Annotated in this window: 22 protein-coding genes; 10 read left to right on the forward strand and 12 right to left on the reverse strand. The window is 38.9% G+C overall.

The features are described 5' to 3' along the window. Positions 1 to 30: 30 nt before the first annotated feature. From K348_RS0106335 to K348_RS0106345, 3 genes are read right to left on the reverse strand one after another with little or no spacing between them, the layout of a single operon-like run. Positions 31 to 510: a methylglyoxal synthase gene (locus K348_RS0106335; RefSeq protein ID WP_029904070.1), complete on the reverse strand. Its 480-nt coding sequence runs from the start codon at positions 508 to 510 to the stop codon at positions 31 to 33. Positions 511 to 551: 41 nt separating this feature from the next. After that, positions 552 to 1286: a subclass B1 metallo-beta-lactamase gene (gene bla / locus K348_RS0106340; RefSeq protein ID WP_029904071.1), complete on the reverse strand. Its 735-nt coding sequence runs from the start codon at positions 1284 to 1286 to the stop codon at positions 552 to 554. A 15-nt stretch (positions 1287 to 1301) separates the two neighbouring features. Then, a complete protein-coding gene (locus K348_RS0106345) occupies positions 1302 to 1703 on the reverse strand; it encodes a VOC family protein (RefSeq protein WP_029904073.1) in 402 nt (133 codons plus the stop codon). A gap of 139 nt (positions 1704 to 1842) precedes the next feature. Between K348_RS0106345 and K348_RS0106350 the strand changes: the two genes are divergently transcribed. Further along, positions 1843 to 2445, forward strand: coding sequence for a hypothetical protein (locus K348_RS0106350; RefSeq protein ID WP_231496753.1), 603 nt, complete (start codon positions 1843 to 1845; stop codon positions 2443 to 2445). Between the two features lie 65 nt (positions 2446 to 2510). Here K348_RS0106350 and K348_RS0106355 read toward each other — a convergent pair whose 3' ends face one another. After that, positions 2511 to 5024, reverse strand: coding sequence for an ATP-dependent Clp protease ATP-binding subunit (locus tag K348_RS0106355; RefSeq protein WP_029904076.1), 2514 nt, complete (start codon positions 5022 to 5024; stop codon positions 2511 to 2513). A gap of 462 nt (positions 5025 to 5486) precedes the next feature. On the opposite strand from K348_RS0106355, the gene K348_RS0106365 reads away from it, so the two are divergent. Then, positions 5487 to 5996 carry a hypothetical protein gene (locus K348_RS0106365; RefSeq protein WP_156032795.1) on the forward strand — a complete coding sequence of 170 codons (510 nt, stop codon included), beginning with the start codon at positions 5487 to 5489 and terminating at the stop codon, positions 5994 to 5996. Between the two features lie 32 nt (positions 5997 to 6028). Continuing rightward, positions 6029 to 6625 (forward strand): YigZ family protein, encoded by a 597-nt coding sequence (locus K348_RS0106370; protein WP_029904082.1) that lies wholly within the window; start codon positions 6029 to 6031, stop codon positions 6623 to 6625. A 77-nt stretch (positions 6626 to 6702) separates the two neighbouring features. On the opposite strand, the gene K348_RS0106375 is transcribed toward K348_RS0106370, so the two are convergent. Continuing rightward, complete coding sequence (locus K348_RS0106375; protein ID WP_029904085.1) at positions 6703 to 8037, reverse strand: NADP-specific glutamate dehydrogenase; 1335 nt, start codon at positions 8035 to 8037, stop codon at positions 6703 to 6705. 209 nt (positions 8038 to 8246) lie between these two features. Between K348_RS0106375 and rfbB the strand changes: the two genes are divergently transcribed. From rfbB to K348_RS0106400, 5 genes are read left to right on the forward strand one after another with little or no spacing between them, the layout of a single operon-like run. Then, positions 8247 to 9383: a dTDP-glucose 4,6-dehydratase gene (gene rfbB / locus K348_RS0106380; protein ID WP_029904086.1), complete on the forward strand. Its 1137-nt coding sequence runs from the start codon at positions 8247 to 8249 to the stop codon at positions 9381 to 9383. A gap of 14 nt (positions 9384 to 9397) precedes the next feature. Further along, positions 9398 to 10270, forward strand: a complete 873-nt coding sequence (locus K348_RS0106385) for a transmembrane domain-containing protein (RefSeq protein WP_029904088.1) — start codon at positions 9398 to 9400, stop codon at positions 10268 to 10270. A 31-nt stretch (positions 10271 to 10301) separates the two neighbouring features. After that, complete coding sequence (gene murB / locus K348_RS0106390; protein WP_029904090.1) at positions 10302 to 11309, forward strand: UDP-N-acetylmuramate dehydrogenase; 1008 nt, start codon at positions 10302 to 10304, stop codon at positions 11307 to 11309. A 57-nt stretch (positions 11310 to 11366) separates the two neighbouring features. Beyond that, entirely contained in the window at positions 11367 to 12671 is a 1305-nt protein-coding gene (gene murA, locus K348_RS0106395) for a UDP-N-acetylglucosamine 1-carboxyvinyltransferase (RefSeq protein ID WP_029904092.1), read from the forward strand. Between the two features lie 42 nt (positions 12672 to 12713). Further along, positions 12714 to 13358: a hypothetical protein gene (locus K348_RS0106400; protein ID WP_029904094.1), complete on the forward strand. Its 645-nt coding sequence runs from the start codon at positions 12714 to 12716 to the stop codon at positions 13356 to 13358. Between the two features lie 11 nt (positions 13359 to 13369). On the opposite strand, the gene K348_RS0106405 is transcribed toward K348_RS0106400, so the two are convergent. From K348_RS0106405 to K348_RS0106415, 3 genes are all read right to left on the reverse strand, one after another. Continuing rightward, a complete protein-coding gene (locus K348_RS0106405; protein WP_029904096.1) occupies positions 13370 to 15277 on the reverse strand; it encodes a right-handed parallel beta-helix repeat-containing protein in 1908 nt (635 codons plus the stop codon). A gap of 48 nt (positions 15278 to 15325) precedes the next feature. Beyond that, entirely contained in the window at positions 15326 to 16492 is a 1167-nt protein-coding gene (gene pncB / locus K348_RS0106410) for a nicotinate phosphoribosyltransferase (RefSeq protein WP_029904098.1), read from the reverse strand. Positions 16493 to 16605: 113 nt separating this feature from the next. After that, entirely contained in the window at positions 16606 to 17850 is a 1245-nt protein-coding gene (locus K348_RS0106415) for a DUF1015 domain-containing protein (protein WP_029904100.1), read from the reverse strand. 287 nt (positions 17851 to 18137) lie between these two features. Here K348_RS0106415 and serC point away from each other — a divergent pair, with 287 nt between their 5' ends. Both serC and K348_RS0106425 read left to right on the forward strand, forming a co-directional pair. Next, on the forward strand, positions 18138 to 19211 hold the full coding sequence (gene serC, locus K348_RS0106420) for a 3-phosphoserine/phosphohydroxythreonine transaminase (RefSeq protein ID WP_029904102.1): 1074 nt from the start codon (positions 18138 to 18140) through the stop codon (positions 19209 to 19211). 82 nt (positions 19212 to 19293) lie between these two features. Then, positions 19294 to 20217, forward strand: coding sequence for a 3-phosphoglycerate dehydrogenase (locus K348_RS0106425; RefSeq protein ID WP_029904104.1), 924 nt, complete (start codon positions 19294 to 19296; stop codon positions 20215 to 20217). A gap of 123 nt (positions 20218 to 20340) precedes the next feature. Here the strand turns inward: K348_RS0106425 and K348_RS0106430 are convergent, their stop codons facing one another. The 4 genes from K348_RS0106430 to K348_RS0106445 form a co-directional block, all read right to left on the reverse strand. After that, entirely contained in the window at positions 20341 to 21948 is a 1608-nt protein-coding gene (locus K348_RS0106430) for a transporter (RefSeq protein ID WP_051697666.1), read from the reverse strand. A 369-nt stretch (positions 21949 to 22317) separates the two neighbouring features. Next, the gene (locus K348_RS0106435) at positions 22318 to 23415 is read right to left on the reverse strand and encodes an HlyD family secretion protein (RefSeq protein ID WP_051697668.1); all 1098 of its coding nucleotides are present in this window, start codon (positions 23413 to 23415) and stop codon (positions 22318 to 22320) included. A gap of 2 nt (positions 23416 to 23417) precedes the next feature. Then, positions 23418 to 24725 carry a TolC family protein gene (locus K348_RS0106440; RefSeq protein ID WP_029904111.1) on the reverse strand — a complete coding sequence of 436 codons (1308 nt, stop codon included), beginning with the start codon at positions 24723 to 24725 and terminating at the stop codon, positions 23418 to 23420. After that, positions 24726 to 25154: a MarR family winged helix-turn-helix transcriptional regulator gene (locus K348_RS0106445; RefSeq protein WP_029904112.1), complete on the reverse strand. Its 429-nt coding sequence runs from the start codon at positions 25152 to 25154 to the stop codon at positions 24726 to 24728. Between the last annotated feature and the right edge of the window lie 9 nt (positions 25155 to 25163).

Raw genomic sequence — 25163 nt, forward strand, 5'->3', positions numbered from 1 at the left:
GGCACATTTGCTAATTGGTATATTGGCAAATTAATCTTTCATCCTTCTGAAATTTGCATCGAAATTCGCCCTATCGAAAGTTTCATATCTCGGTTTTGTAGGCTTATAGTCGTCATTGTCCCACAATGGACTGGTCAGCATCAGGTCGGCACTGTAACGGTTGCAGGCAATAGGCACGTTATGCACACGACATTGGCGGAGCAACATCATAATGTCGGCTTCGTGAGGCTGTGGATTCAAGTCGTCGATAAGGAAAATAGCCAAGTCTATCTCATGACGAACGACCATGGCTGCAATTTCTGCATCCCCGCCCATAGGCCCTGAGTTCATACGGGTGATTTCGGCTTGTATGCCTTTTTCTTCAAAAGCTTCTTTTACTAGTGTGCCGGTTGTTCCGGTGCAAACAAGATGGTGCTTTGCCAAAAAGTCGGAGTTGTAATAACACCATTCTACCATATCCGCTTTGCGGTGGTCGTGCGCTACAAGCGCTATTGTTAATCTTCTATTCATATTTTCGATTGTTTTTAATTCAATATGTAAAAGTATAATGTTTATTTTTCTAATAATTGAAGTGTGTGTCGCATAAGTTCTGTCCCTCCTGTCGGCCCGTGTCCGGGAACGACAATTTTAGCATTCGGGAATTTATCAATCATTTTTCGCATTGTCGAAGGCCATGCTTCTACATCGGCATCCGAAAGGTTCCCTAAGTTTGTAGAATTTATATCTTTAATACAACACCCTCCGAATAATATATTTTCAAACGGTAGCCATACCACAATATTATCGGTTGAATGTCCTCCACCTAAATAAGTACATTCTACCGGAATGCCATGAAAATCAAGAAACAAAGAATGGTCGAAGCCATGTTGTGGTATCGGTAGATTCTTTTCTTTTGCTATATCTATGGTCATTAGGTTAGTATATGAACTTACACCTTTGGTCTGTAAATAGCCTAATCCTCCCATGCAGTCCTCGTGCCAATGGGTAGGGATGAATGTAGTTATAGTTGTATTCAATGAATCTTTCAACCAGTTGTATAGTTCTTCGGTCTGATTATCATTCCATGGTGAATCTATCATCAATGCTTTGCCGTCTTCTACTAACAGCAAGCCATTAGCGCCTATCTTTCCGTAATTCTCAATTACGAGAAAAGATTTATGAAGGTATACATTGTCCGACAGTTTTGTAATCTCCAGATTATCCGAAACAATTATCTTGTTTTGTGCAATAATAGGGAAGATTATGATTATCAGGGATAATATAGTGGATGATATTCTTTTTTTCATCTTTCATTTAATATATTATTCGGGTTCAAGCGTATATGTACCGAGACAGAACGGATGGCCTGCCGGATCAATCATCGTTTTTGATGTTTTGAAATATTGCTCATCGGCTATTTTTGCTCCACATTCGATCACATGTGCCACCCCTTCTTCGAGATTGTTGACGAATAAATCTAGATGAAGCATCTGAGCCTGTTTCCCTTCTTGCCATGGCCACACAGGCGGTTGATATCCTTCGACTTCCTGAAATATAAAGAACATACCTGTAGGAGAAGAGATTGCCGCCCAACCTTCATCAGCACGGGGGTGTGTCCATTCCCAACTCATTAATTTGCTGTAAAACTCAGCCATAATATTTGCGTCGGCACAATCTATAATAACGTTCATGCCGATTATGGGCACATCTTTTTTCTTTTCCATTCTGTGTCTTTTTTTATTATTCCAAAGATAAGATATTTCTGCTTCATATAGGCTACGAAATGATTAATCTTATTGCAGCAATATGGTTGTTAAAACGACAGGAAATAGGCTTTTTATTATCTTTGTGCCAAATAAGAAAATGATGACGGATAAAATAAAAGAAGTGCGGAAAATTATTCCTATACCTATGGGTGAGGCTTTAAGATTATTAAAAGAAAACCACGGGGATGTTGAGAAATGTGTTTACCTGTTTAAATCGAAATCAGTCATAGAGATTTGCGAACTGGTTGGATGCAACGAGGAAACAGCAGCCGAATTTTATGAAGCGGAGAAATATGATTTCAACAGGACGGTTTCTACTATAAGGGAAGCTATTTATGATAAAAATTATGTTCCGATAGACGGGGTAACAAAAGAAGGTATACGTAATATCCTGCAATGGTTGCGTATAATTGAGACTGAGGATTTTGGTATGTCACTTGATTATCAATTATTGGATAAAGCGTTGGAAACAATGTCCCTTATTCCTGCATTGGAAAAAATTGCTAATACTGTAAAGGAAGCGAAAAGAGCAAAAGAAATAATCTTCGATGGTTATAAAGATACGGATAGCCTCGATGAATTTGTACGCAGGCACAGCAAACTGGACGATAATGAAGCTTTTCAGAAAGCAAATAAGGAAATGAACTTAAGATTGACAATAATTAAAGAAGAATTATTGCGGCATATGAGGAATTTATAATGAACATATAAATAAAAGAGGGATGAATCAGAAATTCATCCCTCTTTACTATCTAAGATTAAAAATTATTTTGCTGTTGCTTTTAGCTTATCATTTACCTTATCCACTTCAAACGATATTGTACTTCCTTCTTTTGCAGCGCCCGAAAGTATCAGTTCAGATATTTCGTCTTCCACATAGTTCTGGATAGCACGTTTCAACGGACGGGCACCGAATTGTACATCGTAGCCTTTGTCGGCAAGGAAATCTTTTGCATCCTTAGACAATTTGATTGTGTATCCGAGCTCAGTCATCCGTTTGTAGAATCCTTTCAGTTCGATATCGATAATCTTTTCGATAGAAGTCTTATCCAGCTGGTCGAATGTGATAATATCATCCACGCGGTTTAGAAATTCAGGTGAGAAAGTCTTGTTGAGTGCTTTTTGCAGCACACTTCTCGAATATTCCCTGTTGGCAGCAGATTGTTTATTGAATCCAATGCCTCCTCCGAAGTCTTTCAACTGGCGTGTACCTACATTCGAAGTCATTATCAAGATTGTATTCTTGAAATCGATCTTACGACCCAGACTATCGGTCAGGTGACCTTCGTCCATTACCTGAAGCAGAATATTATACACATCAGGGTGAGCCTTTTCAATCTCATCGAGCAATACTACCGAATATGGTTTCCGGCGTACTTTTTCGCTTAACAAACCGCCTTCTTCATATCCTACATATCCCGGAGGTGCTCCGACCAAACGCGATACATTGAATTTCTCCATATATTCACTCATGTCGATACGTATAAGGGCATCGGCCGAGTCGAACAGCTGTTCTGCAATCATTTTCGCAAGGTGAGTCTTACCCACACCTGTAGGCCCAAGGAACATAAACGAGCCTATCGGACGGTTAGGGTCTTTCAATCCTATGCGATTGCGTTGTATTGCTTTTACAATCTTATTTACTGCTTCGTCCTGACCAATAACAGAGGCTTTCAGGCTATCCTTCATGCCTACAAGTTTCAATCCTTCAGATTCACCGATACGCTGTACAGGTATTCCCGACATCATTGAAACCACTTCGGCAACCATTTCTGCATCTACAGTTTCAGGCTTTTCTTTCAGTGAAGCTTTCCATTCAGCTTCGGCTGTATCCAGTTTTGCCATCAGCTGGCGTTGAGTATCTCGGAAACTGGCAGCCAGTTCGTATTTCTGAGCTTTTACAGCTTCGCCTTTTTGTTCGATAACATCTTTCAGTTCTTTCTCGATGTCTTCTATTTCTTTCGGAACCTGTATGTTTGCTATATGCATACGTGACCCGGCTTCGTCGAGTGCATCGATAGCCTTGTCAGGGAAGTTGCGGTCTGTGATATATCTGTCGGTCAGTTTTACACAGGCTTCAAGTGCTTCCTCCGTATATTTTACATTGTGGTGCTCTTCGTAACGTTCTTTGATATTATGTAATATCTGCAATGTTTCTTCGGCAGTGGTAGGGTCTACCATTACTTTCTGGAAACGGCGTTCGAGGGCTCCGTCTTTTTCTATATTCCTACGGTATTCGTCGAGTGTTGTAGCACCGATACATTGTATCTCCCCGCGAGCCAGAGCCGGTTTCAACATATTGGCAGCATCCAGCGAACCGGTTGCTCCGCCTGCACCTACTATGGTGTGTATCTCGTCGATAAATAATATAATATTGGGATTCTTCGACAACTCGTTCAGTATCGCTTTGATACGTTCTTCAAATTGTCCGCGGTACTTAGTTCCGGCAACAACCGAAGCCATATCTAGTGCAATCACACGTTTGTCAAACAGCACGCGTGACACTTTCTTCTGAGTGATGCGTAATGCAAGCCCTTCTACTATCGCCGATTTCCCGACTCCCGGCTCGCCGATAAGTATCGGGTTGTTTTTCTTACGGCGGCTCAATATCTGGGCCAGACGTTCTATTTCTTTCTCACGGCCGACAATCGGGTCGAGTCTGTTTTCCAGAGCTGCCTTGGTCATGTCCATGCCGAAGTTGTCGAGTACAGGTGTGTCGGTAGCCTGACGCGGCTGCTGTGTACCTACATTCGAGTTTCCGTTTACCGGTTCGTCGTCGTCATCGTCGTCATCGGTAAAGTCAGCACCCATTCTGGGATTTTCTTTTGTATTATTATGTAATATATCACCCATACTTTTAATATAGGTAAACGCTCCGTTGTAATCCATATGATATTCTTGCAACAGCATCGCAGTAATGTTGTCATGATCTTTCAGAATGGCAAGAAGCAAATGTTCGGAATCAGTTTCCTGACTTTTAGTCAAACGCGCCTCCAATATACTCATCTTCAAAATCTTTTCTGTACTCTTACTTAATACGATTTCACTGTTTGGGTAAGCATCCTCCTGTAGCTTTAATATGTTATTATCTATATTTTCTTTAAACTCTGCCAAATCTATTCCAAAATCTTTCAATGCCTGTATGGCTAAACCTTCTCCGTTGCGGAGTATACCAAGCATCAAATGTTCGGGGGCTAGATAATTTGTTTGCAGACGTCCGGCCTCTTCACGACTAAAAGTCATGATTTTGCGAACCCTTGTTGAAAAATTATTTTCCATAACCGTCTATTTGATGTTTTATGCGTATTTACAAATATAAGATTTATTTCTAAAATTTATTCCAGATAAAATCTTAATTATTCAAATCTTTTATATTGAAACAAAAATGATGCCATAATGTTTATTGCCGATATCTGGTTTGTTTAAAATTGTCAATTAAAATGTTTGTTATTTAAATAAATTGATTTTATTATTTTATTTTATTATCATAATAATGTTAAATATTTAATTTATATATTATATTGTTTGTTTTGTTTGCTGACGTTGTTTACATTTGTAATGTATTTTTCATGGTATTAGATTTATGGTTAGGAGTGAAGATTGGTTGTCGTGAGACAGCCATTCTTATTTTAAAGGGTTTTGAATTTCTTGTAAATAGTGACAATATGTTTGTTGAAACCGTTTTGCGGATTAAAAACTATATTTATCTTTGCGCCCTCTAATCTAATACATAATTTGTTTATGAAATCTTTATCTTGCTTTGTTATAGTGTCTGGAGGCTTAATTGTAATTTTCTTCCTTTTTATCATGTATGTTATACTTGAAGATAAACCTCAGCAGGTTACTGCGGATGTTTCTTATAGTACTACTACCAATAGTGTATCAACCAAAAAGGAGGAGCAAGCACAAGGGGTGATAGAAATTCCAGATGTACCAAAAGTAGTACCGGAAGTAGACAATTCGGCAGAGGCTAAAAAAGAAATACCCAAAGTGATATCCACAGAAACTGTTGGTGTTTGGAAAAATGCTTACGGAATCTATACAATTTACAAAGAGAAAGGTATCTATTATATGGAAAGTGAATTCATCGACGGTTCCGGAATGACGCAGCAATTAAGCGCAAAAACGAGAAAAGGGCAAAAGTCATTCAATGTGGCTGGAGACGAATCGGAATATTTTATTATAAAAAACGGTGACCTCTATATATATGATTCTTACGGCGATTTAGGAGATATTTATAAGAGGTATTAGAAAGTTTTTTAAGAAACGGTTATCTTTACGGTATGGACGATGTTTTCAGAACAATAACCATTACATCCAAAGCTATTTACACTGAGAAAAGGAGTAAATTTATTGCCTATGCCATACCTGTTCAATCCGTAGATGAAGTAAAAAACAAAATAGAAAAACTTCGTAAAGAATATTACGATGCCCGTCATGTATGCTGGGCCTATATACTTGGGCCCGACAGGGTGGAGTTTCGGGCGAATGATGACGGTGAGCCTTCCGGTACGGCAGGAAAACCTATTCTGGGGCAAATAAATTCGAATGAACTGACAAATATTCTAATAGCAGTCGTTCGTTATTTCGGAGGAATAAAACTGGGAACGAGCGGTCTTATTGTCGCATATCGAGAAGCAGCAGCCGCAGCTATATCCGAAGCTGATATAGTGGAGAAAACCGTAGACTGCCGGCTTTCCTTCGGATTTGAATATCCTTTTATGAATGATGTAATGAAGATTGTTAAGGATTTGGAACCTTCGATTTTGGAACAGACATATGATATGGATTGCCTGATGACATTAGAGATACGTAAGGCAAAATTTGAAGAGCTGAGAGGTCGGCTTGAAAAAGTAGAAAGTTTGCGGTTTATCGAATAGAAATATTTTAAGAAAGAATAGAAAAAAGCCGGCAATCAAAATTTGACTGCCGGCTTTCTGTTTCTTGATCAATATTCTTAAATTATTCCCTGAGCCATTACCGCTCTGGCAACTTTCATAAATCCGGCTATATTTGCGCCTTTCACATAGTTTACATAACCGTCGGCTTCCGTACCGTATTTCACACAGTTTTCGTGAATATTGGACATGATCCATTTCAACTGGTTGTCAACCTGTTCAGCCGACCAGCTAAGACGTTCTGAGTTTTGTGTCATTTCCAGACCGGATACCGATACACCACCAGCATTGGCCGCCTTGCCCGGAGCATATAATATTTTAGCTTTCTGCAATACGGCGATTGCTTCCGGTGTAGAAGGCATGTTTGCTCCTTCCGATACCGCAATCACCCCGTTGGCTACCAGTTTTTCAGCATCGCTGCCGCTGATTTCGTTCTGCGTGGCTGATGGCAGTGCTATATCACCTTTTTCACCCCACGGACGTGCTCCTGCTACGTATTTACAACCGTATGTGTCGGCATATTCGCTGATGCGGCCGCGGTAAAGTTCTTTCAGTTCTTTTACATATTCCAGTTTTTCGGCAGTTATACCTTCCGGATCGTAGATATATCCGCTCGAATCTGACAATGTTACAGGTATTGCGCCCAGTTCAATCAGTTTTTCACAGGTATATTGTGCCACGTTACCGGAGCCGGAAACAAGGCATTTTTTACCTTTGATATCTACGTTTTTTGTTTTTAGCATTTCCAGCAGGAAGTAAACATTTCCGTATCCTGTAGCTTCGGGACGGATTAGCGAACCGCCGAATGTGATGCCTTTCCCTGTAAATGTACCTGTAAATTCACGCGCCAGTTTTTTGTACATACCGAACATATAGCCTACTTCGCGTCCGCCCACACCGATATCTCCGGCAGGTACGTCAGTGTCCGGGCCGATATGTCGCCATAGTTCTGTCACAAAAGCCTGACAAAAACGCATGATTTCGGCACTTGATTTTCCTTTCGGATTGAAGTCCGATCCGCCTTTACCGCCGCCCATAGGCAGGGTTGTCAGTGAGTTTTTGAATGTTTGTTCGAAAGCAAGGAATTTAAGGATAGAAGGATTTACGGATGCATGCAGACGGATACCTCCTTTGTAAGGGCCGATAGCATTACAATGCTGAACACGGTATCCCATGTTTGTATGAGTGTTTCCTTTGTCGTCGACCCATGTAACGCGGAAAGAGAAAATCCTGTCCGGAATACATAGCCTTTCAATGAGGTTTGCTTTCTCGAATTCAGGGTGTTTGTTGTACTCTTCTTCGATGGATTCTAATACTTCGTGCACTGCCTGATGATATTCAGGCTCATTCGGGAATCTACGTTTTAAATCTTCTAAGACTTGTTCTACTTTCATTTTAAAAAATGGATTTTGATTTATGGATGTTGCGAAAGTAGTAAAAAAATATCTATTTGTAAACTTTTTTCTATAAAAAGCGATAATTTATTTATTTTCAGCATTGGGTTTAATTAACTTTGCCGGATATATTAAGGAACATATATTTTTTAATCTCGTTTTTTTCTTATTTTTGCGTATAATATAATTGAAAAATCAAGTTGAAAGAAATGACATACTTAATCACAGGGGGAGCAGGTTTTATCGGCTCCAATTTTGTGAAATATATGCTTGCTACGCATCCCGATGCAAAACTAATTGTATATGATGCGCTGACCTATGCCGGAAATCTGGGCACATTGGCAGAAGAACTGAAAAATCCGCGTGTGACTTTTGTAAAAGGGGATATCTGTGATAGGGATATGACAGAAAAGGTATTCTCTGATTATGAAATAGAATATGTAGTGAATTTTGCTGCTGAGAGCCATGTGGATAGAAGTATAGAAAATCCGCAGCTTTTCCTGCAGGTGAATGTTCTCGGTACTCAGAACTTACTGGATACGGCAAAAAAATACTGGACTACAGGAAAGGATGAAAACAATTACCCTATATGGCGCGAAGGGGTAAAATATCTTCAGGTATCTACAGATGAGGTGTACGGATCACTGGGGGAAGAAGGTTTCTTTACTGAAACTACTCCGCTCGATCCACGCTCTCCATATAGTGCCGCAAAAGCCGGAGGCGACCTTATAGTACGTGCATATGGTGAAACATACAGGATGCCTGTAAATATTACCCGTTGTTCGAATAATTACGGCCCGTACCACTTTCCGGAAAAACTAATTCCGCTTATAATAAGAAACATACTTGCCGGAAAACAACTTCCTGTATATGGCGACGGTAGCAATGTGCGCGACTGGTTATATGTTGAAGATCATTGTAAAGCGATAGATGCTGTTTTGCACAGAGGACGGCTCGACGAAGTATACAATATCGGCGGTCATAATGAAGAAAAGAATATCGAAATAGTAAGGCTGGTGATCAAGACAATCCGTGAAATCATGGAAAAAGAACCCAAATATCGTGAAGTGCTTAAAAAGAAAGAAATCACAGCCGACGGAACCATAGATATCAGTTGGATAAATGATGATCTGATTTCTTTTGTGAAAGACCGTCAGGGACACGACCAGCGATATGCTATAGACCCTACAAAAATATCAGAAGAGCTGGGTTGGCTACCGGAAACAACTTTCGACGAAGGTATTGTAAAAACCATTTATTGGTATCTCGATAACCAGCAATGGGTGGAGGAAGTAACTTCGGGCGATTATATGAAATATTACGAACAGATGTATCACAACAGATGATTCTTTAGTTTAGGATGGAACGTTTAAAGGCAGTTTTGGCAGATAAGATACTCGATATATCAACGGGTAGCGGAGAGGAGGTTAGGATTAAAATCGATAAAATCCAGCGCTTCCGTGACTTTGCTAATGCCTGCCAGACGCTGATGATAAAATATCCGGCTATAGAAGACGAACTTATAAAAATGGTTGAAGCCGAAGATTTTGATACGAAAGTAGCTTCATCACGTGTCGATTCCGTTATCCGTTTGGCCGATACAAGTACTGTAAATCCGGGCACTATTATTATTCCTCCTGTAGATGAACCGTTAAAAATAGAAGAGGGAGAGGAAAGCAACAAAGTGGAGGAAATGTCTGATATAGAGGTTGCCGATCCTGATCTTGAAAACGAACTTAAGTATACTACTTCTGTAGATGATATACCGATGGAAATTATACATACGGAAGATGAAAATATTTATCAACAGGAAGATATAGATGCGGCTGATCTGGAATATTCTTCGGAAATTTTTAATGAAGATTATTTGCACGCAAGTAAAGAATCAGCTATAACATTAGTATCGGAAGAAAGGTTAGACGCTTCTTTGATTTCCGATGCGGAAACCGAACCGGATTCTGAATTGGAGGCAACAGTAAAAGAAAACGAACAAGCCCCTGTTATACATATACATCCAAATGATGAAGACGCACAATTGAGTGATGAAGAACGTGCTGCACACCGGAAAGTAATAATAAAACGGACTATTCAGGTAATTGCTATCGTTGCAATTGTTGTTGCACTCATCTTTATTATTAAATTTGTGATGTCACACTGGCAAACCATTTTGATCATTGCCGGAGTGCTGGCTATTTTAGCCATATTATTTTTCCTGTTCAGGCGAAAGCGTTGAACAGGATTATGTCGAACCAATTATTTCCAAAATGGATTATTATAGGCAAAGTTCACTAAAAAATTACAATTCGTTTAAAACAGAAGCTACAGCAAAAATATTTTGTCAGCCCACCAGTGTTGCAGAGCTTCGACAGTGTTTATCAGATTATCCCGATGAGAAGAAACTTATTATAGGAGGAGGTTGTAACCTTTTCTTTACAAAAGACTTTGATGGGCTCGTCATTCATCCTCAAATAAAAGGATTGCGCGAAATATCCGACGATGAAGAAGAAGACGAGGATATATTTCTCGAAGTAAATGCATCCGAAGACTGGGATGAATTTGTTGCCTATTGCGTTGAAAGAGGATTTGTCGGAATTGAAAATCTTTCGCTTATTCCCGGTACGGTAGGTGCGGCTCCCATCCAGAACATCGGTGCATACGGTGCGGAAGTAAAAGATGTAATTCGTGAGGTAGTAGCCATCGATATGGAAACCGGAGAAAGTGTATCATTTTCCAATGTTGAATGTGAGTTCGGTTACCGTGACAGTATATTTAAGCGGACAAACAAATACTGTATTATATCTGTTGTTTTCCACTTGAAGAGGACATTTGTTTATACACCGAAATATTTCGACCTGAATAAAGAACTTGAAGATATAGATGAGCCTACGATCAAGGATGTTCGCGATGCAGTTATCCGTATCCGTCAGCGTAAACTTCCCGACGAAAAGGTTTTGCCTAATGCGGGTAGTTTTTTCAAAAATCCATATATTACACAGGAAAAAGCTGATAAAATAAAGGCAGATTTTCCGGAATTGCCTGCATTTTTACAGAAAGACGGTTCAATAAAGACATCCGCGGCTTTTCTTATCGACAGGGCAGGTTATAAGGGTGTAAGAGTAGGAGATATAGGTACATATCCGTATCAGCCCCTTATTATTGTAAATTACGGCTCTTCAAACGGGAATGATATCGTGCGCTTTAAGCAGGAAATACAAAAAGCAGTAAAAGACACATTCGATATAGAACTGGAACCGGAAGTAAGAATATTTTAAATCACATACAAATTCTTAGTTGATCTTTTAACTAATAAAACTTATAACTCGAAAAATATGGCATCATTTATCATAGAGGGGGGCTGTAAACTCAAAGGTGAAATTACTCCACAAGGAGCAAAAAACGAAGCATTACAGGTAATCTGCGCAGTATTGCTTACACCCGAAGAGGTTATTATTGAAAATATACCCGACATTCTGGATGTAAATAACCTTATTGCACTTTTGTCTGAAATGGGTGTGGAAACAAAACGACTAAGCGAAGATTCTTGGTCTTTTAAGGCTGAAAACGTAAATATTGATTATCTTCAAACTCCTGAATTTTTGAAGAAAAGCGCTTCCCTACGCGGTTCGGTAATGATTATCGGCCCTTTGGTAGCCCGTTTCGGCAAGGCCATGCTTCCTAAGCCGGGAGGCGATAAGATCGGCCGCCGCCGTCTGGATACACACTTTATCGGTATTCAAAAACTTGGTGCTGACTTCAAATATGATGATGCTCAACAGATATATAATATTACAGCAGATAAACTGCAAGGTACATATATGCTGCTCGATGAGGCCTCGGTTACAGGTACAGCCAATATACTCATGGCTGCCGTATTGGCAGAAGGTGAAACAACTATATATAATGCAGCCTGTGAGCCGTACTTGCAGCAGTTGAGCAAGATGCTGAATCAGATGGGAGCAAAAATATCCGGTGTAGGTTCTAATCTTCTCCGTATAGAAGGAGTTAAGTCACTAGGTGGAGTAAAGCATCGTATCTTACCCGATATGATCGAGATCGGTAGTTTTATCGGTATGGCTGCTATGACCGGATCAGAGATAACCATAAAAAATGTAGCATATGACGATCTTGGAATTATTCCCGATACATTCCGTCGTTTAGGTATTAAGCTTGAAAGAAAAGGAGATGATATACATATTCCTGCGCAGAAAGAATATGAAATTGATACATTTATCGATGGTTCTATTCTCACCATTGCCGATTCCCCGTGGCCGGGCCTTACTCCCGACCTTATCAGTGTGCTACTTGTAGTGGCTACTCAGGCAAAGGGCAGTGTGCTGATACATCAGAAAATGTTTGAAAGCCGTCTCTTCTTTGTTGATAAGCTTATCGATATGGGAGCACAGATAATTCTTTGCGACCCACATAGAGCAACCGTTATTGGTACAGGCAAGCGTCCTATGCGTGCCACAACTATGACTTCGCCTGATATACGTGCAGGTATTGCACTGCTTATAGCAGCTATGTGCGCCGATGGTAAAAGCACGATTCATAATATCGATCAGATAGATAGGGGATATCAGAATATAGATGTTCGTCTGAATCAACTCGGTGCAAATATAATGAGGCTCGATTAAGCACGAAAATATACGATATAATATTATTTCAATTTTTACACTATGACAGAAAATGAGAAATATCTCTACGACCATTTCCTGATTAGTATAAAATCAGGTTTTGAATCGCTGGAAGATATTATTGACAGTACTCTCGAATCAATAGAAGACGAGGGCTGGGAGAATGAAGTATCCGAAGAATGGGTAAGGGAAATCATAAAGAAAGAATATGATAAAAATGTTGAAGCCAGTAAGAATTGGCAGCATCCTACCGACACGGAGAAATTACATGCAGTATTTGATAAGTTATGTGAGCAAAAGATATTGGCTTTGCATAATACCGGATATACACAGTCGGAAGCAATATATGATATTCAGGATATGTGGCAAGACCTCGAAGACGGGGGTATAAAACCAACCGGTTATTGTTATTATCATGGGCAGGATCTTGAGGGAGTGATTAAAACAGGAACTCTTTATATTGGTTTTTACGGAGAAAAAGAAAAGAATGATAAAGAGGCTATAATAATAGGTAACAAGGTTGTATCAGCCTTGAAAGAAGCAGGCTTTACCGTCGATTGGAACGGGGCAGCATCGAAAAGGATAGAAGTGCGGAATTTCAAGTGGCAGAATGTATTCACATCGGATGATGAGGTCGATGAAAAATGGGGGTATGACCGGGTTTTTGAACTAATGACTGATCAGTAGATATAAACATATTATTTATTAATTTTTAGTCCGGATTGGTTGTTTTTTATATAAGATCTTATAAAATCCGGAAAATCGGTTCCTTGGAATGTTTTAGCATAGGTATTATTAATATTGATATCCGGTCCTAATGAATCCACATTGCTAATTGTAGTAGCTTTAGATATTAATGTGGTTAAAGCTACATAATTAGTTCCTTTTTTACAGGATGCCGGATATTGTGGATTACCTTGAAATCTATATGGACCGTATAGGATATTGTCTTTTATTGTATTTTTTACATTTGTGGGATATCCTTCAGAGTTAACATTAGATTTCCACGGAACATATCTGCTATCTATTGTATATCCGCTGATATCATATATCAGATTTCCTATCAATTGGAAATTATATGCACCATCATCACAAAATATGCCTCGATAATCTCTGCGCCCTTTTATACCATGGATAATATTATATCTGCAGATTGTATTATCCTGATGAGTATATATATATATGGCCCCACCATCCATAACAGTATTACGCAAATAATTTTCTTTATAATCTTCAGTAAAATAAATATGGTTATATTCCATAATTCCTGATCTTTCATTAGTAGCAGTTTTATAACCCGTAGAGGTAATTCCGTAATAACCTCCGTAATTTGAAATGTTATTCTGCGCTATGTAAAAATTCTTGGATGTGACAATCATTACACCTCGGAATTTATTAAATATAGAAGTGTTGGATGTATTATTATTGGTGGCACTTGTGTTCCATGCAGATGAAAGGAACATTCCCCCATAACAATCCGATACATTATTATTAGAAATATTTACATAATTAGAAGTGGCAGTTTCCGATTTAGGATAACCGATATTTTTTGATGAAATTTTTATTACAAATTCATTCCCTATATTTTTAAATGTATTATTCTTGATTTCTATATTGTTGCTATCGGAAAAATCGAAAAGATTGGTTTTATCTCCATTATAAGGTAAAATGAAAAGCGAACTGCCAGCGAGAGTGAGGCCATTAATTGATATTTTCTTAAAGTTTGTTTTTTTTATGGTTAGTAATTTATTGTAATTACAGACAAAAACTTTGTTTTCATTTTTGGGTATATATATATTATCACCTATAACAGCTACTTTATTCTTCTCTATAGCATCTGCAATATTGGTTATGTAAAACAGCGGAAATTCTTTAGCGAACGAGTAGTCACTGTCTAAATTCATTGTATTGTCATATTGAAAATAAATAAATTCGTCGTCAGATCTAAGAATAGTCCCATATTTATAAGTATACCATGATTTATAGAATAAGATAGAATTACTAAAATAATCAGCCTCTTTATTTTTAATTAACGAAAGTTCGTCCGGCAACTTAAATCGTGCAATCTTTTTTAAAGAATCGAAAACAGTCACATTCGATTTCGCTCTGTTTATCTTGTTCGATGACAAAAAGCCAGTATCTCCTGTGTATAATAAATTAAAATTTTCATTTACAAATACAGTTCCTTTTATATATTCTGATTTTAGTAAACATTTATAATGAGTTTCGGTTTCTCCAATCTTATCATTTATAGTATATTCGTCACCGTCCGATATAATAATGGTATTCTGATTTTGGGATTCGGTAGTAAACTCAATAACAGTATTGGGATAATCATACGAAGTTAAACTGATTTTGTTCTGATCATTAAATTTATATACGCCTGCTTTGAAAGAAACTTTCAATATTGTATTGTTTTGAGGAGATAAAGATTTTAATATATTGTTAAGTGTACCATTTAGTTTATTAAAGTCAGATTGAGAGCCAATGCCTATTTCCTTTAAAGCCTCGGGTTGCACGCTTTTTATGTTTTTAATGTCTGTAATCATGGCGCTTAAGGGTATTTTAGTAAAAATAATAATCATTATAATAATGGTCTTTTTCATAAGTTTGTATAAATATTTTTATGCTGTTACGTTATAAATTTTTTAATTTTATTCTTCAAGCCCCAAAGTCCTCAAACTCAAATCAATTTCTTTTTCATCACCTGTATGCTTCCCTGCAACATCCGAAAGTTTTACGGCTTTGAGGTAATTCGCATCTTTTTTATGTACTTTCACATCAGTCAGTTTTATAACTATATTCAGTGGCTTCGCGCCTACATCATTAGAGAAAAATGTACCGATACCATATGTATCATGCATACGTCCTGCCACGTGGTCTTTTATCGCTTTTACCGATTCCAGATTTAACGAATCGCTGAATACGAGCGTTTTTGAGGTAGGGTCTATACGGTTTTTTTCGTAAAATTCTATAGCTTTATCGGCAAAGACCAGAGGGTCGCTACTGTCATGCCTTACACCATCGAATAATTTCGCCTGTTTTAGGCTGAACGAATTAAAGAAGGCATCCGTAGTATAGGTGTCTGTGAGGGCTATCCCCAAGCTACCGTCGTATACATCTACCCATGCTTCCAGCCCTTTTATATTTGCAGAACGATAGCCGAATACTGCTCCGTGATACATAAACCATTCGTGAGGCATAGTGCCTATTGGTGTCGTATTATATTTCATTGCCAGATAAAGATTGCTCGTGCCTTTGAAATATTCACCGGAATTTGCCTGCAATGCACCGACAACCTTATCCTGTACATTGAACGAAAAGCGGCGGCGTGTACCGAATTCGGAAAAGTCGGCTTCCATTTTAGCCAAAGCTATCGCTTTTTCCTTTGCTTTTTCAGTCACACCTTGAGGTACGGCCCCTGCCATCTGGAAATATAATTCGGAAATGATAGCTAGTAGTGGAACTTCCCACAGTACGGTTCTGTACCAATAACCTTCAATTACCACACTGAGTTCGCCGCCATTTTGCGTGATAGTTACTTCTTCAGGTTTGTATGTAAAACCTTCTAAAAAATCGATAAATACAGGGTCGAAAAAATAGCACCTTTTTTTGATAAAGGCTTTTTCTTCTTTTGTCAGTTTGAGCTTTGCCATAGCTGCGACTTCTTCACGCATTCTTTCGGCGAAGCCTTCAGGGAATTCTGTTTTACCTCTATTCGTAAAGGCATATTTTACAAATGCCCAGGGGTAAAGGCGCTGAATGGCCATCATTACTGAAAACTTATAGAGATCGTTGTCTGTGAAATGCTTGATAATCATTAAATACGGTTTTATATATTTTGACAAATATAGTTTTTATTATTAACAAATAATTAAAGCCGAAGTTGAATAAAAATTCAAAATCGGCTTATAACTATTATATATAAGGTTAGTTAGTCCAGTTTATGAATCACCAATCCCGAACGTAATTTCGGCTCGAACCATGTGGTTTTAGGAGGCATAATGTTCCCCGAGTCAGCAATGTCCATCAATTGTTTCATTGTTACGGGATAGAGGGCGATAGCCAGTTTCATTTCTCCGCTGTCTACACGTTTCTTCAACTCACCCAGCCCTCTGATACCGCCGACAAAATCGATTCGTTTATCAGAGCGCAGGTCTTTTATTCCTAATATCTCATCGAGGATATATTTTGAAGAAATCGTTACATCCAATACGCCTATAGGGTCGTTATCATCGTATGTTCCTGCTTTGGCAATCAGGCTATAGCATTTGCCGTCGAGATAGATAGAAAAAGTGTGAAGTCCTGTCGGAGGAGCAATATCAGAGCCTTTTTCTTCTACAGTGAAGTGCTCTGCCAATTTTTTCAGGAATTCGGCAGTAGTCAATCCGTTCAGGTCTTTTACTAAGCGATTATAATCGATTATATTCAACTGGGTGTCGGGGAAGCATACAGCCATAAAGTAGTTGTATTCCTCATCTCCCTTGTGATTTGGATTTTGTTTTGCCTTTTCAGCACCCACCAGCGCCGCGGCCGCTGAACGGTGATGTCCGTCAGCAATATATAAGTATGGTATGGCAGCAAACAATTCCGTAATCCTGTTTATATCTTCTTTATCTTTTATTACCCAAAAGTGGTGACCGACACCGTCTGCAGCGGTGAAATCATATTCGGCAACTTCGGATATAGCTTTCTGAACAATCGCATCCAGTTCTTTATTATCAGGATATGCGAAAAATACAGGTTCTATATTGGCGTTGTTTATCCGCACATGCTTCATCCGGTCTTCTTCTTTATCCCGGCGGGTAAGCTCATGCTTTTTTATTTTATCATTCATGTAATCCTGCACATGTGAGCAGACTACAAGTCCGTATTGTGTTTTGCCATTCATTGTTTGAGCGTAAACGTAGTAGTATTCTTCGGGGTCTTGTACAAGCCAGCCTTTTTCCTGAAATTTATTGAAATTATCGACAGCCCGTTCATAAACTTCAGGATGATGCTCGTCTATCATTTCTTCAAAATCAATCTCCGGCTTGATGATGCGATACAGCGATTTTTCATTTCCCTCGGCTTCGAGGCGGGCTTCGAGTGAGCTTAATACATCGTAAGGACGTGAAACTACTTCCTGAACAATACTTTTCGGTGGTCTTACTCCTTTGAACGGTTTAATAACGGCCATGGTTCTTAAATCTTTATTATAAGGTGATACAATATATCTTTTTACAGAGAATTTTCAACAAAAAGAAGTTTCTTTTTGTCAATTGCAAATATATAAAAACAATGAAATATATACATTATCTTATTGAAAATTCAGGTAAAAATATCTGGCTAAAAACATTTTGATATGAGGATTGAAATAAAGTTAATATTATTTTATTCAATATATTCTCGTTTGAGATATAATTACTAATTTTGAGGACTTTAAAAACGAGATAGAAGAATACTAATTACCTAAATTTTATAATAATGAAGAAATATAATTTTAGTGCAGGACCTTCAATTCTTCCTCAACAGACCATTGAGGAAACAGCAAAAGCCATAATGGATTTCAACGGCTCATCATTTTCACTGATGGAAGTGAGCCACCGCGGAAAGGACTTTCAGGCGGTTATGGACGAGACTGTAGAATTGTTTAAAGAATTATTAGATGTGCCTGCCGGTTATTCAGTAATCTTCCTTGGCGGCGGTGCCAGCCTCCAGTTCTGTATGATTCCTTACAATTTGTTGGAGAAGAAAGCTGCTTACCTCAATACAGGTACATGGGCCAGTAAAGCACTGAAAGAAGCTAAATTGTTTGGAGAAGTTGTTGAAGTTGCAACATCAAAACCAGCCAACTTTACATATATCCCTAAAGATTATGTGATACCTACCGATGCCGATTATTTTCACATCACTACTAATAATACAATCTTCGGTACTGAAATCCATAAGGATATAGATTCTCCGGTGCCATTGGTGGCAGACATGTCATCGGACATTTTCTCACGTCCGGTAGATGTTTCCAAATACGCTTTGATTTACGGTGGTGCACAGAAAAATCTTGCTCCTGCAGGGGTGACATTCGTTATTGTTAAGGATGAGCTGCTTGGAAAAGTAACCCGTCAGATACCGACAATGCTGGATTACCGAACACATATCGAAAACGGCTCAATGTTCAATACGCCTCCGGTAGTGCCTATCTATGCAGCTATGCAGACGCTGAGATGGCTGAAAGCTAACGGTGGTGTGTCGGCTATGTACAAACGCAACAAAGAGAAAGCGGAATTGCTTTACAATGAAATAGACCGCAACCCTGTATTCAAAGGAACATGCGCTATAGAAGACCGTTCATTGATGAATGTATGTTTTGTACTTTCTTCGGAATATGAAGGTAACGAAGCTGCTTTCCTTGAGTTTGCAAAATCTAAAGGATTATGCGAACTGAAAGGTCACCGTTCAGTAGGTGGTTTCCGCGCTTCTATATACAATGCAATGCCTATCGAAGGTGTGCAAGCGTTAGTTGCTGCTATGCAGGAATTTGAGAAGAATATTTCAAAATAATTGTTTAATGAGCCGATATGCCTATATGCCAATGCTTTTTCGAAGCTAATGGCTAATGGCTAAAGGCTAAAAGCTTTTTTAAATGAAAGTACTAATAGCAACAGACAAACCATTTGCCGCCGAAGCAGTAAACGGTATTCGTGATGTAATTGAAAAAGCAGGCTTCGAACTAGTCTTGCTCGAAAAATATACAGAAAAGAAACAATTGCTGGATGCTGTAGCAGAAGCAGATGCAGCAATTATTCGCAGCGATATATTCGATAAAGAAGTATTGGATGCGGCAAAGAATATGAAGATTGTTGTGCGTGCAGGTGCAGGCTTCGATAATATCGACCTCGATGCTGCTACAGCCAATAATATCTGCGTAATGAATACGCCGGGGCAGAATGCCAACGCCGTAGCCGAACTGGCTCTCGGACTTGCTGTATATGCCGTACGTAATTTCTACAACGGAACATCGGGTACGGAACTTATGGGTAAGAAGCTGGGTATTCATGCTTATGGTAATGTAGGACGAAATGTTGCCCGTGTAGCTAAAGGATTCGGTATGGAAGTTTATGCTTTCGACCCGTTCCTGACAGCAGAAGCTATTGAAAAAGAAGGTGTAAAAGCTGTTGCTTCGGCAGAGGATTTATATACTACATGCCAGTTTGTTTCATTGCATATACCTGCAACAGCCGAGACAAAGAACTCTATCAATTATGAGTTATTGAATAAGATGCCTAAGAATGCATTGCTTATCAATACGGCGCGTAAAGAGGTCATCAATGAGGCTGAAATCGTAAAACTGATGGAAGACCGTAAGGACTTCAAATATGTTACCGATATCATGCCGGGAAATCATGCAGAAATGGCGGAGAAATTTGCAGGCCGTTATTTCTCAACTCCTAAGAAAATGGGCGCACAGACAGCCGAGGCAAATACCAATGCAGGTATAGCCGCTGCAAACCAGATTGTCGATTTCATCAAGAATGGCAACGAGCGTTTCAGGGTGAATAAGAAATAATTATTCAATATGCCAATGAACTAATATGCCAATGATATAGATGAAGAACTCCGGTATTTGCCGGAGTTTTTTATTTCGTTTATTAATTGGCATATCGGCACATTATTTCATTAATACATTGATTTATCCCGACATATCGCTGCCCATCTTCATCAATCTTACAGGCTTAAATTGTAAAAAATAAAGTATTATACCTACTAACAAAATGATTCCCAGAATCAGCATCCATCCTGCAATTGTTTTTATACTTACGGTGACAGCCTGTATCTGTATTTTCTGATAAAGCAGATTCGTAGCTATTTTCTGCGCCTCTTCCAAACTCCAGCCTTGCGAAAGGGCTGTATTTACAGACGATGTAAACTGACTGTTTGCCAATGTATTCTGCATATCCACACCTTCGGATAGAACGCTTACATTTTGTTGTTGCAGGCGGTAGAGCCAGTTTGTAAGTATCGATGCACCTACAGCCGGAGCAAGCGCCGAGCGAGTAGAGATGAGGAAGAATCCGTTATATATAAGTTGTTTTGGAGTTAGTCCGTAAATACCATATATAGCGAAAGCGACAAAGAGCACGAGCATCCCTAATCCACGCAGAAACATCAATACATAGAGGTCTTCGTATAATCCGTTCGGAGCAATCTGAAAATACAGAAGGGCAATCGACAGCGTAAAGCATCCGAATCCCAAGAGTATGAGCCATGTCATGCGGATTTCCTTCATAAACCAGTAGTAACAGATAATTCCGCCGACAATAAAACCGGGAATCATATATAAATATAATTCGTTTACATGTGTACTATCCAGTCTTAATACATTAGTCGTATAAGACGAAATAAGGATGCTAAATGATGCATAGAACATCAATAGAAAAGACAAAAGAAAAACCGTTACCGAGTTCCTGTTCTTCAATACGCTCATATCCACAAACGGATTATCCGAGAACTGCCTCCGGATGAAGAGCCAACCGGTGAGCGGAATTAATATAATAGCTGTAATTATACTGCCCGATGTAAACCAGTCTTTTGTTTTGCCGTATGTAGCCACGTAGATAATTGCCATAAAACAAACTGAAACCAGAAACAGGCTGAGCCAGTCTATATCTTTGATAGGAATACGTACAAGCCGTCTTGCAAAAGACATGCAGATTACTACTGCTACAATGGCTACAAGCAACATTAATATCATGAAATAATACATATACTGCCAGTTGTAGATATAGGCAAATTCGGCAGTAAGTACCAACGATAGTTGCCCGCAGGTGAGGGTTATCGGATAAAATTTAGCATAGAATTCATTACGCGTACCACTTGGACTGAATGCAGGCATCAGAATGTTTATCGTTTCTATCAATGAAAAGGCTTTGAAATATCCGATAAAGAAACTGCAGACAATGATAACTTCTATATAATTGGTTTCAGCACATACCAGACTAAGTAGAACCTGAAAGAGGAGTACAACAAGAATTATTGTTTTTGCCGTAGCAATCGGCTTCACTTTGGGTATAACCAAATATGCGACAGCCATACCCACCGATGAAGCATAATATGCCATATTGATATCTTCCGATAATACCCCGAGGTAGCTGGATATATCTATATTGCTACCTGTATATGCCCCGTTGACGAGCATTACAGGTATCAGTATAATGATAGCTACAACCACCTTAAGCCATCCGGGAACCCAGTGCCTGAACGGGCTGATAGTCGTTGTGCGTATTACGGGGATTATCATCTTATATCTGATTTATTTACATTAATTAACTGTATTATGTTAAAAAGTAACGAAAGTAACTAATAATAATGTGCCAATTAGTAAATGTGCCGATTTGCAAATGACACAAAGCTAAAAAAACAACACTCTGATTTATGACTAATATTTTTTGCATTTTTTAACTATATATTGTTAAAAGGTAACGAAAGTAACAGATTTTCCTATTTTCGTTCATTAAATAAATTATTGCTACTCCATTTTCTTTGCGCCATTGCGTCTTTGCGAGAGTACAAAAGTTACAAAGGTTACATATCTACACTATTTTACTTTCAAGTATGCTTAATAACCATTTCAAAGAACTAATTATCTATTATATAGATAAATCTTCTCCTAATTCTTTATAGCCTCCGTAATCACCATCATCCCTGCACGGAGTTTCTGCATATCTTCGGCTGAAATATCTTCAAAGTCGATGCGGACAGGAATACGTTGCTGTATCTTTACAAAGTTTCCTGCCGAGTTGTCGGTAGGCAGCATCGAATATTTTGCTCCTGTAGCTTCCGATATGGCAGTAATCTTTCCTTTAAATACTTTGCCGCTGATAGCATCTACCCTTACTTTCACCTCCTGACCGATGTAAATGTTTTCAATCTGCTTTTCGCGGTAATTGGCAATAATCCATTTGTTATCGTTCTTTATCAGGTTGGTGATGGTCTGCCCTGCCTGTACCAATTGCCCTGCTTCTAAGGTACGGCGGCCGACATATCCACTGTACGGAGCAGTGATAGTTGTATACGAAAGGTTTAATTTTGCCATGGCAAGGTCTGCTTCGCGCCGGAGAATTGTAGCTTCCGCATTTCCCTGCTTTCTGCTAGCTTCGGTAGAAGTTGATTTCAAAGATTCCTTTTGCCGCAACATAGCGTTGTAGTGGGCGCTTTGAGCATCATACTCACTTTTTATCTGGTCGTACTGCTGCTGTGAAACCGATTCGGCATCCAGCAGGTTTTTATAGCGTTTCAGGTCTTGTTCTGCTTTCCACAGACGGGCTTTGGCTTCTTCTATGTTAGCTTCCGATACGGTTATGTTGGTGGAAGAGGTAGCTATATTAGAAGATAAGACAGATGAAGAACTTTTCGCATCCATCAACGCAGCTTCGGCGTCCATTTCCTTTATTTTGAATTCCCTGTCGTCTATTATCAACAACGTATCGCCTTCGTTCACCCACTGGTGTTCGGTAAAGCGTACTTCTTTTATATAGCCTGTTACACGTGAATTGATAGGAGTTATATATTGCTCTATTGTGGCATCGTTTGTAATCTCGTAGCGATAGTAGCGGATAAAGAAACTGACACCCCATGCAATACCTCCCAATGCCAGCAATATGCTGATAGTATTGAGGATAATATTCCGTGTACGTTTCTTTTTCAGTTTCAGATAAGCTTCTCTTTCCTGTTGCTTATCTAATATTTGTGAATTGTCTGTATCCATAATTATAAATTTCCACTGACTTTTTGTAATTGATAATAAGTGTATATCGCATTTGTTTTTGCTGCCGTCAATTCCAGTTCGGCATTCAGTTGTACATTATTTGCATCCAAAAGGTCGGTGAGTATAGCCAGTTGATTAAAATACTTATTTTTTACAATGCGGTAATTTTCATTGGCCTGCTCTACCGATTTTTTCAGCGCATCGATTCTGTCCAACGCTTCCTGATGCTTTACGTAAGCCAATTTTACATCTGTTCGGATGTTTTGCTTTTGCTGTTCCTGTGCAAGTACCTCCAATTGTATCAGGCTTTTGGCAGCGTTTGTATTATGCTTCCTGTCGAAGAGTGACGAAATATGATAGGACAAATTGAGGGTAACGCCCCACGCATTCATATATAAATCCTGTGCAGGCGAAATATTCGGAACCGGTCGTGCCAGTGTATTGCTCGCCTGTAAAGAAAGAGTTGGCAAATAATCTGCTTTTGTCAGTTTCAGGTTGTTTTGCGCCAGTGCGATATTCTTTTCCATTATTTTCAGGTCGGGATATTGCGTATAAGCCTGACGAACATAATCGTTTTCCATATTTATTTCGGGACGCGATTTCAGTAATGACGAGTCGGGTTCTAGTATAGTCGATTCATCCAGTCCTAGTACAATATCCAGTTGTTGCGAAATTAATGCTATATCATTTTCCGTTTCCTTGTATGCCAATTGATAATTGGTAAGTACGAGTTGGCTGCGCAGGACATCATTTGTTGTAATCATACCCTGCTCTTTCATTTTTTCTATGTCGCGCAGGCGGGTTTTAGCTTCCTCGATATTTTGTGTATATACGTCGCGATGCTTGTAGAGATTAAACAGGTCGAGATATTTACCCATTAGCCAGAGTTTCAGATCCGATTTATCTTTTTGCAATGATAATTCTGCTATTTCCTTTTCGAGTTCGGCCTTTTCTATATTGTTTTTGATTCGCCCGCCCTGATAGATAGGTTGGGTTGCTGTCACCTGATAATTTTGTTTCCAATCAGGAGTATCGGAACGTTTCATAAATGAAAAATCCTTATCGAGGATTACAGGTGTGCCCGTATATCCGAAAAGCCCTCCTACAGATATGTCTGGCAAGCGTCTGTTTTTAGCCAGTCCGACTTTATCTTCCGAAATCTGGCTTTTTACGATAGAGGATTGTATGGTAATACTGTTTTGCAGACCTCGTTCAAAAAGTTCGCCGACGGTAAGCCTGTAAGCCGTTTGAGATGATAGGGTGAGTGTGCAGCAAAAAAATAGTATGAGTATGTGTAATATTGTTTTCACTTAATTTTCCTTATTCGTTCCGGTAAATTCTTTCATATACTCGATACATAACTCAATATGCTCGGGATTTACATTTTCTTCCAGTTTTGCATACACGTCGTTTATAATCTTGTTTATACGTGTGTGCATTTCTTTACCCTTAAATGTGAGTACAACAAGCTTGTTTCTCTTGTCGTTAGTGTCTTCTTCCCGTATTACAAGCCCTCTTTTCTCCATATTCTTTATCAGATAGGAGAGGCTCGATTTGTCTTTGAACGTCAGATTTGCCAGTTCCTGTTGGTTTACTTTACTTCCGGCCCTGTCCATACACCTCAATATATGTAACATTTCGAATGTCACATCTATATTGTGTTCGCGTATTTTTCTATGGATTATCTGACGGTAGAAAGACTGGGTCTGCAATATTGTCTGTACAAATTTTTGCATCATGTCTCTTCA

The sequence above is a fragment of the Prevotella sp. 10(H) genome (genome assembly GCF_000711235.1).
Taxonomy (GTDB): Bacteria; Bacteroidota; Bacteroidia; order Bacteroidales; family Dysgonomonadaceae; genus Dysgonomonas.

Coding starts and splice junctions, on each gene's coding strand:
- serC (WP_029904102.1), top strand. CDS start 18,138: ATGAAGAAATATAATTTTAGTGCAGGACCTTCAATTCTTCCTCAACAG.
- K348_RS0106445 (WP_029904112.1), bottom strand. CDS start 25,154: ATGATGCAAAAATTTGTACAGACAATATTGCAGACCCAGTCTTTCTAC.
- K348_RS0106350 (WP_231496753.1), top strand. CDS start 1,843: ATGATGACGGATAAAATAAAAGAAGTGCGGAAAATTATTCCTATACCT.
- K348_RS0106365 (WP_156032795.1), top strand. CDS start 5,487: ATGAAATCTTTATCTTGCTTTGTTATAGTGTCTGGAGGCTTAATTGTA.
- K348_RS0106375 (WP_029904085.1), bottom strand. CDS start 8,037: ATGAAAGTAGAACAAGTCTTAGAAGATTTAAAACGTAGATTCCCGAAT.
- K348_RS0106370 (WP_029904082.1), top strand. CDS start 6,029: ATGGACGATGTTTTCAGAACAATAACCATTACATCCAAAGCTATTTAC.
- murA (WP_029904092.1), top strand. CDS start 11,367: ATGGCATCATTTATCATAGAGGGGGGCTGTAAACTCAAAGGTGAAATT.
- K348_RS0106400 (WP_029904094.1), top strand. CDS start 12,714: ATGACAGAAAATGAGAAATATCTCTACGACCATTTCCTGATTAGTATA.
- pncB (WP_029904098.1), bottom strand. CDS start 16,492: ATGATTATCAAGCATTTCACAGACAACGATCTCTATAAGTTTTCAGTA.
- K348_RS0106425 (WP_029904104.1), top strand. CDS start 19,294: ATGAAAGTACTAATAGCAACAGACAAACCATTTGCCGCCGAAGCAGTA.
- K348_RS0106335 (WP_029904070.1), bottom strand. CDS start 510: ATGAATAGAAGATTAACAATAGCGCTTGTAGCGCACGACCACCGCAAA.
- K348_RS0106430 (WP_051697666.1), bottom strand. CDS start 21,948: ATGATAATCCCCGTAATACGCACAACGACTATCAGCCCGTTCAGGCAC.
- bla (WP_029904071.1), bottom strand. CDS start 1,286: ATGAAAAAAAGAATATCATCCACTATATTATCCCTGATAATCATAATC.
- K348_RS0106355 (WP_029904076.1), bottom strand. CDS start 5,024: ATGGAAAATAATTTTTCAACAAGGGTTCGCAAAATCATGACTTTTAGT.
- murB (WP_029904090.1), top strand. CDS start 10,302: ATGGATTATTATAGGCAAAGTTCACTAAAAAATTACAATTCGTTTAAA.
- K348_RS0106435 (WP_051697668.1), bottom strand. CDS start 23,415: ATGGATACAGACAATTCACAAATATTAGATAAGCAACAGGAAAGAGAA.
- K348_RS0106345 (WP_029904073.1), bottom strand. CDS start 1,703: ATGGAAAAGAAAAAAGATGTGCCCATAATCGGCATGAACGTTATTATA.
- K348_RS0106385 (WP_029904088.1), top strand. CDS start 9,398: ATGGAACGTTTAAAGGCAGTTTTGGCAGATAAGATACTCGATATATCA.
- K348_RS0106405 (WP_029904096.1), bottom strand. CDS start 15,277: ATGAAAAAGACCATTATTATAATGATTATTATTTTTACTAAAATACCC.
- rfbB (WP_029904086.1), top strand. CDS start 8,247: ATGACATACTTAATCACAGGGGGAGCAGGTTTTATCGGCTCCAATTTT.
- K348_RS0106415 (WP_029904100.1), bottom strand. CDS start 17,850: ATGGCCGTTATTAAACCGTTCAAAGGAGTAAGACCACCGAAAAGTATT.